Source organism: Rhizomicrobium sp. (assembly GCF_056722145.1).
Genome location: NZ_JBWZET010000028.1, coordinates 1 through 8,436, shown reverse-complemented (window position 1 = coordinate 8,436; position 8,436 = coordinate 1). Strand labels below are relative to the sequence as shown.

9 protein-coding genes are annotated in these 8,436 nt (G+C 64.8%); 3 read left to right on the top strand and 6 right to left on the bottom strand.

The genetic code is table 11. The features are described 5' to 3' along the window. Positions 1-326: 326 nt before the first annotated feature. From AC1P6P_RS01485 to AC1P6P_RS01465, 5 genes are all read right to left on the bottom strand, one after another. On the bottom strand, positions 327-947 hold the full coding sequence (locus tag AC1P6P_RS01485) for an ABC-type transport auxiliary lipoprotein family protein (RefSeq protein ID WP_481400661.1): 621 nt from the start codon (positions 945-947) through the stop codon (positions 327-329). Beyond that, positions 944-1,792, bottom strand: coding sequence for an MlaD family protein (locus tag AC1P6P_RS01480; protein WP_481400660.1), 849 nt, complete (start codon positions 1,790-1,792; stop codon positions 944-946). Before AC1P6P_RS01480 ends, AC1P6P_RS01485 begins: the two co-directional genes overlap by 4 nt. Before the next feature lie 4 nt (positions 1,793-1,796). Continuing rightward, a complete protein-coding gene (locus AC1P6P_RS01475) occupies positions 1,797-2,555 on the bottom strand; it encodes an ABC transporter ATP-binding protein (RefSeq protein ID WP_481400659.1) in 759 nt (252 codons plus the stop codon). 2 nt (positions 2,556-2,557) lie between these two features. Further along, entirely contained in the window at positions 2,558-3,688 is a 1,131-nt protein-coding gene (locus tag AC1P6P_RS01470) for an MlaE family lipid ABC transporter permease subunit (protein ID WP_481400658.1), read from the bottom strand. Between the two features lie 178 nt (positions 3,689-3,866). After that, positions 3,867-5,354, bottom strand: coding sequence for an efflux transporter outer membrane subunit (locus AC1P6P_RS01465; RefSeq protein ID WP_481400657.1), 1,488 nt, complete (start codon positions 5,352-5,354; stop codon positions 3,867-3,869). A gap of 455 nt (positions 5,355-5,809) precedes the next feature. Between AC1P6P_RS01465 and AC1P6P_RS01460 the strand changes: the two genes are divergently transcribed. Beyond that, entirely contained in the window at positions 5,810-6,157 is a 348-nt protein-coding gene (locus tag AC1P6P_RS01460) for a DMT family protein (RefSeq protein WP_481400656.1), read from the top strand. A 26-nt stretch (positions 6,158-6,183) separates the two neighbouring features. Here the strand turns inward: AC1P6P_RS01460 and AC1P6P_RS01455 are convergent, their stop codons facing one another. Then, positions 6,184-6,630 (bottom strand): hypothetical protein, encoded by a 447-nt coding sequence (locus tag AC1P6P_RS01455; RefSeq protein ID WP_481400655.1) that lies wholly within the window; start codon positions 6,628-6,630, stop codon positions 6,184-6,186. Positions 6,631-6,767: 137 nt separating this feature from the next. Between AC1P6P_RS01455 and AC1P6P_RS01450 the strand changes: the two genes are divergently transcribed. Beyond that, positions 6,768-7,985: a pyridoxal phosphate-dependent aminotransferase gene (locus AC1P6P_RS01450; RefSeq protein ID WP_481400654.1), complete on the top strand. Its 1,218-nt coding sequence runs from the start codon at positions 6,768-6,770 to the stop codon at positions 7,983-7,985. A gap of 81 nt (positions 7,986-8,066) precedes the next feature. Continuing rightward, a partial coding sequence (locus AC1P6P_RS01445; protein ID WP_481400653.1) for a DUF4405 domain-containing protein occupies positions 8,067-8,436 on the top strand: 370 nt, incomplete at its 3' end.

Here is an 8,436-nt window from a genome sequence, read left to right as displayed (position 1 = left end):
GTTCAGGGAGATGAACAGAATTGGTAAACAGAAAGGGGAGTCACGCGGAGAGGGTGTGCCGCATCGTGAGCCCCCTTCCCACGCTACGCGTGGACTTCCCCCACGGTCTACGTGCGGCCGACGAGAGCGGTGTGCCCGCGGGGGCAGAGAAAGGGAGTTCATGCGGAGAGGGTGCGCCGCATCGTGACCGCCATCATGGTGATGCGACGCGGCGCGGACGTCTGATACACCCGCTCCGCGTCTCCGCGTCTCCGCGCGGGCTTACTATCATCGTGGTGCGTCGCGGCCTTGCGGAAAAAACCACATCTCCCCTCGCGGGAGAGTGTTCAGCCTGCCGGCGCGGCGCGATCGAGGACCCAGGGCACCAGGTCGGCGAGTACCGCTCCGTAGGCGGACGACAGCGCAGCGACGCCCGCGGGCACGGCATTGGCCGAGGCGCGCACCTCTTTGGTGAACACCGCGGTGCCGGCGATCGTGCGGGTCCGCGCGTTGACGACGCGGGCGCCGAGCTTCACCACCGCCAGCGGCGCGCCCTCGCCCGCGTCGTAGCGGCAGTCGAAATCGCGCACGTCGGTGATGAGAAAATAGTCGGCCCGCGCCCCATCGCTGTCGCGCGCCACCGCGGCGATCCGCGTCGAGCCTTCGAACGCCTCGACCAGTGCCGCTTCGGCCAGCACCGGCAAACGATCCGCCCACGCCGCATCGGCATAATAGTCGAGCCCCGACGGCGGCCGGGTAATGGCGATGCGCTCGGAATCGAAACCGGCGCCGGCTTCCGGCGCCTGGATCACCAGCGTCCAGCCGACTTTCGCCCCCGGCAACGCGCCCGGCAGCGGCGGCGCCAGCGTGAACAGCTTCGGCGCCGGCGGCGGCCCCACCACATCGGCACAGCCGGCGACGATCAGCGCCGAAGCGCTCGCGAACAGAACCCGTCGAGAAAGCATCATGGCGGTGCGTACCCCTTGCGCCGGTCGCCGAAGATCAGCTTGGTCGGCTGCCGGTCGAGTTGTTCGGTCAGGCGGTTCAAATTGGAAACGGTGCGCCGCGTGTCGCCGATCAGGCCGGCGAGCTGCGCCAGTCCGTCGCCGCGCACGAAACCATCGGCGTCGTCGGCGAGCTTGCCGACCTTCACGAGGCTCTCGTTGGCCGACGCGATCGTGCCGGGCAGCGCCTTCGAGGCCACCGACAGATTGTCGAGCGAGGCCTCGATCTCGCCCGAACGCGAGGCGAGCGCGGTCGTGGTGGCATCGAGATTGGCGAGCGTCGCCGTCAAATGGCGCTGGTTCTCGTCCGACAAGAGCGTCGTCAGCCGGTCGGCGATGGTATTGAGCTTGGCCAGCAGCTCGGGCGCGCCGCGGGTCAATTGCTGCAGCGCCGACGGCGCCGTCTTGATCACCGGATAGGTCTGGCCCGGCGCGGCGGTCAGCAGCGGCGCGTCCTTGGTGCCGCCGGAAATTTCGACATAGGACGTGCCGGTCAGTCCCTGCGGCTCGATCGACGACACCGAGTCGTTGCGGATGCCAAGGCCGGGCTGGATCTGCAGCGTCGCGATCACAACTTGCGGATCGTTGGGATCGAAAGCGAGACTGTCGACGCGGCCGACGTCGATGCCGTTGTAGCGCACCGCGGTACCCTTGCCGAGACCGGTGACGGCGCCGTGGAAATTGGTTTGGTAGTACTCGTATTCGTGGCTGTACTGGGTCCCGGCCAGCCACAACAGCGTGATCACCAGCGCCAGGATGCAGCTGAGGACGAAGGCGCCCACCGCGACGTAATTGGCTTTCGTTTCCATGGCCTCACCTTATCGCCGCGCGCCCGCGCGGTCCGGAGAAGTATTCCTGAATCCAGGGATGGGGATCGCGCCGCACCTCGTCGATCGTGCCCACTTTCAGCTTTTTGTCCACCAGCACGGCGACGCGATCGCAGATGGCATGCAGGGTGTCGAGATCGTGGGTCACCATGAAAACGGTGAGCCCGAGGCTTTTCTGCATCGACGCGATCAATTGGTCGAAGGCGGCGGCGGCGATCGGATCAAGCCCGGCGGTCGGTTCGTCGAGAAAAACGATGTCGGGATCGAGCACCAGGGCGCGGGCGAGACTGGCGCGCTTGCGCATGCCGCCGCTGAGTTCGGAGGGGAATTTCAGCGCCGCATCCTCGGCAAGCCCCACCATCGCGAGCTTGATGGCGGCAATCTCGTTCATCAGCTGCTGCGGCGCATCGGTGAATTCGCGCAGCGGCACCTGGATGTTCTCGGCGACCGTCTGCGAGGAGAACAGCGCCCCGTCCTGGAACAGAACGCCCCAGCGCCGCTGCAGCGCCCGCATGGCGGTGTCGTCGAGCGCCATCACGTCTTCGCCGAAGACATGGATCGCGCCGGCCGTCGGCCGCATCAGCCCGACGATGGAGCGCAGCAGCACCGACTTGCCCGAACCCGAGCCGCCGACGATGGCGATCACCTCGCCGCGACGGACGTCGAGATCGACATGGTCGTGGATCAGCTTGCCGCCGAGGTTGGTGACGAGACCGCGCACGCTGATGATGTTCTCGGGTGCCATCGTCATATGCCCAGAATGGAAAACATGACCGAGAACCCAGCGTCGAGCACGATCACGAGAAACACCGATTCCACCACCGAACGCGTCGTCAGCTTGCCGACCGAGGCGGCATTGCGCTCGACGTTGAGGCCCTCGAAGCAGCCGACCATGCCGATGACATAGGCGAACACCGGCGCCTTGATCATGCCGACCAGGAAGGTGTCGAGATTCACCGCCTGGTGCAGCTGGCGCACGAACATCGGAAAGGTGATGCCCATGTCGAAATAGCACATCATCGCCCCGCCGATCAGCGCCACGATGTCGGCATAGAAGGTCAGGAACGGCAGCGCGATGACGAGGCCGGTGACGCGCGGCAGGATCAGAACGTCGTCGACGTTGAGACCCATGGTCTGCATGGCGTCGATTTCCTCGTTCACCTTCATGGTGCCGATCTGGGCGGTGAACGCCGAACCCGAGCGCCCGGCGATGATGATCGCGGTGATGAGGACGCCGAGCTCGCGCAACACGCCGATGCCAAGAGCGTTGACGGTGAAGATGTCGAGGCCGAATTTCTTGAGCTGGTCGGAGCCCTGATAGGCAAGCACGACGCCGACCAGGAACATCAGCATGCCGACGATCGGCAGGGCATTGATGCCGACCTCTTCGATCTGGTGCACCGTGGCGGTGAAGCGGAAATGGCGGGCCGGATGGGTCACGGTGCGGAACCACTCGATGGTGATCCGGCCGACATAGCCGAGAATGCCGACCGCCTGGATCAAGGTGCCGTGGGTGGCGCGCCCGATGCGTTCGAGAAAGGCATGAAAGCTGTCGTGGGTGACGATGACGGTCGGGACCGGCGGCTGGTCGGTTTCGATCACCTCGATCAGCGGCTGGTAGCCTTCGGGCACCTGGAAGACGGTGACGCGGGCCCCGGCCGCGGCGAGCTGGGCCTTGGTCCGCAACAGCAGCCAGGCGCCGGTGGAGTCGAGCCGTTCGACCTCGCTGGCATCGATCTCGGCGGTGGTGGCGTTTTCGGCGTCGAGCCGGCGCAAAGCCCCATCGACGGCGGCGGCGTGATACACCGTCCACGGACCGCCGGCCTTCAGCCGCAGCGTGGTGCCGCTGCGATCCAGATGGAACCAAGGGCTTTCCATCGTAAATCCCCATCCCCAAGGGCATTATTAGCGGGGGTTGCACTCCCCTTCCAGGCCAGAGCCTGAAAACGCGCCGCGCCGCGGCCGCGTTGCGTGAATTCCGCCCCACTCTACCCTTGCGGCAGGGGCCCCAAATGAAATGGCCCGCACGAGGCGGGCCATTGTCAACCGGTATGGATCAGAACGGCAGCGCCGCCGGCAGCTGGGACGGATCCGGGATTGGCAGGTCGGTGAGGTCGGGCACCGGGATGAAGGTATTGCGCAGCGCCTTGTCGGCGTCCTGGCTGAGATCCCAGCCGCCGCCGAGGGCGCGATAGAGGCCGACGCCCGCCTGCAGCCGCGCCAGCTTGATCTGGATGAGCTGGTCCTGGGCCGAGAACAGCGTCTGCTGCGCCTGCAGCACGGTCAACAGATCGACCACGCCTTCGCGGTATTGCAGTTCGGAGATGCGGAACGCTTCCTGCGCGTTCTTCACTTCGTCCGCGGTCAGACGTTCTGCGTCGGAGTAGGCGGCGACGCTGCCGAGCTGGGTTTCGGTGTCGTTGAGGGCATCGAGCACCGCGGTACGATAGGCGGCGAGCAGTTCGTTCTCGCGGCCCTTGTAGTAGTCGCGCTGCGACGTCAGCTTGCCGCCGTCGAAGATGGTTTCCACCACCGAGGCGCCGAGATTCCACGCCAGCGTCTGCGGCGTGATCAGGCCCTTGATGGCGTCGTTCGACCAGCCGCCGCCGGCCGACAGGCTGACACCCGGCAGGAACGCCGCGCGCGCCGCATCGAGATCGGCATGGGCCGCGAGCAGGCTCGATTCCGCCTGTTTGACGTCGGGACGGCGGGTCAACAGCGTCGCCGGAAGACCGGCCTGGACGCCCGGGGCCGCCAGCCCTTCAAGGCTCGCACTCTGCACCTGCAGCATGCCCGGCATACGGCCGAGCAGGATGGCGAGGGCATTGCGCTGTTCGCGCTCCTTTTCCTCAAGCTGCGGAATGTTGGCTTCTTCGGCCAGCACCTGGGCGGTCTGCTGCGCCAGTTCGAGGTTCGACAGCACGCCGTTGGACACCTTGGCCTGGGTGATCGCCAGGATGCGCTTGGCGGCTTCGATGTTCTTCTTGGCGACGTCGACGCGCTCGCGCAGCGCCAGGACGGCGAAATAGGCATCGGCGACGTTGGCGTCGGTCGAGATGGCGACGGCGTCCTGATAGAACACCGCGGCGCGGGCGCTCTCGCGGCCCGAGCGCATGCCATTAATGTTGCGGCCCCAGATGTCGAGCTCGTAGCTGGCGGCGCCATTGATGCCGAAGGTGTTGCCGGTGGTGCGGCCGCCGAACACGCCTTGGCCGCTGGAGCGCTTGGCCGAGCCTTCCACCTGCACCGCCGGGAACAGGTCGGCGATCGAGGAGCCGTACTGGGCCTGGGCCTGCTGGACGCGGGCGGCGGCGGTGGCGACGTCAAGATTGCCCTTGTGGGCCTCGTCGATGAAGCCGGCCAACTCCTTGGAGTCGAAGCTCTTCCACCAGTCGGCCGTCACCTGCTTCTGGGTGTCCGGCACCGGGGCCTGGTAAGCCTTTGGCATATCTTCGGGTTTTACGGTCGGCGGAGGCGTGGTGGCGCACGCGCCAAGCACGACAGCCAGGACCAGGACGGAAACGGAGTTCGACAGAATCTTCATGGGAAAAGCTCGCTCGCGAGGCCGGGTGATAGGGCCGTCAAACGCTCAATATGGGCTGAAACCGTCATTCGACAACATGTTTCTCTGACCCACCGGCGCAGGACGACATTCCTTGACATACGCGGCGGGCAAAAGTGGGGCGGACGGCCGGAACCAGCCGGTCTTGGGGACCCCGAAAAGGGTCCGGCCGTCCTTGAGACTGTGCCAGCGTGGTGGAGCGCCAAAGAAGCACAGCCCCGACCTCGCCGGACTTGCCGCAACCGGCAGTTCCTGCGACGCCGTTTCATTTCGCGACCGCAAAGCCGCGTTACCAAGCTAGATTGAAGGGCCCGACCGCGGCGCGAAAGAGCCGTACGGCGTTGTTTTGTATCGGTCTGTCGCATCCCGGCAGGCGCGAAAGTCTGGTGACCAAAAAGGCGGCGACGGCTCGCCGCAACATGAAAGGAATGTTTCTGATGCGTTGGCCGTTTGTTGCGCCGGTGGTGTTGTTGATGTGCTCGAACGTGTTCATGACGTTCGCCTGGTACGGCCAACTCAAATTCCCGTCGGCGCCGCTATGGCTGGTGATTCCGATCAGCTGGGGCATCGCCTTCTTCGAATATTGCCTGGCGGTGCCCGCCAACAAGATCGGCTACACGGTCTATTCCGCCGCCCAGCTCAAGACGATGCAGGAAGTGATCACGCTCGGCGTGTTCGCGGTGTTCTCAACCTTCTATCTCGGCGAGGCGATCCGGTGGAATCACATCGTCGCCTTCGCCCTGCTGGCCGGCGCCGCGTTCTTCGCGTTTCATGAATGGAAATGATTTCCTGCCCCCGCGGGGGTAGAAAATCACTGCCCCAGCCACGGGTCCTCGGTGAAGTCCTTCACCTGGGTCATCGGGATGCGCATCGAGCGCTGCATGCCGAAATAGAACACCAGCTTCATCTCGCGCGTGCCGGGGTCCCATTCCATCTGCGGCGCGACGCCGCCCGGCTTGCGGAAAACGTGGCCGTCGAATTCGTAGCGCCGGGCTGTGACATTGCCCCAGCCGTCGTAAAGCTCATTGGCGAGGCGCTTGTGGGCCGCCTGGCGCACTTCATCGGACGGCTCGCCCGGATCGAGGATGTCGGGGGCGCTGACCTTGACCTCGCCGGTTGGCGAAATCTCGAGCCACGCCACCACCATAACGGCAGACGATTCGTAATGGCCAATCCAACGTCCCGACGGCGGCTGCTGGGACTTGCCGCAGCCCGCGAGCACAAGACCGGCAATCAGAAGGATTGCAAACCGGCGCATGACCGCTATTCCTCCTTGGAGAGGATGGTATGCCTCAAAATCTTTAAAAACGGTAACAACCGTGAATAGTTCTAAACTGTTCTTGCGAACTTGCCGTGCAGGCGCTTTGCTGCCGGCAATGAAGGAATGAGGAAGCTATGGCGCCGCTGCCGAAGGGTTTTTTGAGTGAATCGCTGGGCCGCATCCAGCCGTCGCAAACCATTGCCGTGACTCAGAAAGCGCGCGAGCTGAAAGCCGCCGGGCGCGACGTGATCGGGCTCGGCGCCGGCGAACCCGATTTCGACACCCCGGACAACATCAAGGAAGCCGCAATTGCGGCAATCCGACGCGGTGAGACTAAATACACAGCCGTGGAAGGAATTCCTGAGCTGCGCAAGGCGGTGGCGGCGAAGTTCAAGCGCGAGAACGGGCTCGACTACACGCCCAGCCAGATCTTCGTCGGCGCCGGCGGCAAGGCGATCATCTACAACGCGTTGCTGGCCACCCTGAACCCGGGCGACGAGGTCATCTGCGTGGCGCCGTATTGGGTCAGCTATCCCGATATCGTGGCGCTCGGCGGCGGCACCCCGGTAGTGGTGGAGGCCAAGCTCGAAAACGGCTTCCGCCTGACGCCCGAGCAGCTCGACGCCGCGATCACGCCCAAGACCAAATGGCTGATCCTCAACCAGCCGTCCAATCCGACCGGCGCCTGCTACACCGCCGACCAGTTGAAGGCGCTCGCCGACGTGCTGCTGAAGCACCCCAACGTCTGGATTCTGACCGACGACATCTACGAGCACCTCGTCTATGGCGACTTCAAGTTCGCCACCATCGCCGCGGTCGAGCCCAATCTCTACGAGCGCACCCTGACGATGAACGGCGTGTCGAAGGCCTATGCCATGACCGGCTGGCGCATCGGCTTCTGCGGCTGCGCCGAACCGCTGGTGAAAGCGATGGCCAAACTGCAGAGCCAGTCGGTCAGCCACGCCACTTCGATCTCGCAATGGGCCAGCGTGGAAGCGCTCAACGGGCCGCAGGATTTCATCCCCGAGCGCAAAAAGGCATTCGAGGAACGGCGCGACCTCGTCGTCTCGATGCTGAACCAGGCGACCGGCATCGAATGCCCCAAGCCGGAAGGCGCGTTCTATGTCTATCCGTCCATTCGCGGCCTCATCGGCAAGACGGCGCCCTCGGGCAAGGTGATCACGACCGACGAAGACTTCGCCGGTGCGCTGCTGGAGAGCGAAGGCGTGGCGGTGGTGCATGGCGCGGCGTTCGGTCTGTCGCCGTTCTTCCGCATCTCTTACGCAACGTCGAATGCGCTGCTGGAAGAGGCCTGCCGCCGGATACAGCGCTTCAGCGCAAGTTTGAAATAGATCCGTTCACGGCTGCGTGAGCCGACAACGGAAAACGGTATAAGCCTGCGTTTCATGGCCGGATCCCAAGCGGAGACGGCCATGAATGCTTTTTTGCGCACCTATGCCACGCCTTTGAGCCTCGTCACCGGTCTTGCGGTCGCCATCACCGGCCTGATGCTGCTGTTCGGCATTCGCGGCGAAATGGGCGACCTGCACCAATGGATTGGCGTGGCCTTCGTTGCCGCCATCGCGATGCACATCATCCGCAACTGGAAAGCCCTGGGCTTCCTGTTCAAGTCGGCCGCTTCCGCCAGCGTGGCGGTGATCGGCGCGCTCGCTTTGGCGGCATTGATCGTCGTGCATCTGCCGTCGGGCGGCGACGGCAACCATCGCGGCGGCCCCTGGGTGGTGGTGAACCGCGTTGCCGATGCGCCAATCGCCGTTTCGGCCCCGGCCCTCGGTTTGGCGC